Source organism: Streptomyces sp. DH12, from assembly GCF_020873895.1.
Taxonomy (GTDB): domain Bacteria; phylum Actinomycetota; class Actinomycetes; order Streptomycetales; family Streptomycetaceae; genus Streptomyces.
The window spans coordinates 1-435 of the sequence record NZ_JAHWGT010001225.1 but is presented as its reverse complement, the minus strand read 5'-3'; the positions used below and the strand labels follow the sequence as shown (position 1 = coordinate 435).

Here is a 435-nt window from a genome sequence, read left to right as displayed (position 1 = left end):
ACGCGCATCACCGTCAACTGCATGCCGCCCAAGAGCGCCAAGGTCGACCGCCAGTTCTTCGAGGAGGAGATCGCCGCCTTCGAGAGGAAGAACCCGGACATCGACGTCGTCCCGCGCGACGCGTTCCCCTGCCAGGACCCCAAGACCTTCGACGCCAAGCTCGCCGGCGGCCAGATGGAGGACGTGTTCTACACGTACTTCACCGACGCCCGGCACGTCGTCGACATCGGCCAGGCCGCCGACCTCACCCCGTACGTCAAGGAGCTCAGGAGCTACGGGACCGTCCAGCAGCAGCTCCGCGACATCTACACCGTCGACGGCAAGATCTACGGCATCCCCCGCACCGGCTACTCGATGGGCCTGATCTACAACCGCGCCCTGTTCGAGAAGGCCGGCCTCGACCCGGACCGCCCGCCCGCCACCTGGGACGAGGTC

General features: G+C 67.1%; 1 protein-coding gene. It reads left to right on the top strand.

Features of this window, described 5'->3' with window-relative positions; translation table 11 throughout:
* On the top strand, window positions 1-435 hold a 435-nt coding region (locus LPA54_RS39370), incomplete at both ends, for an ABC transporter substrate-binding protein (RefSeq protein ID WP_228985192.1).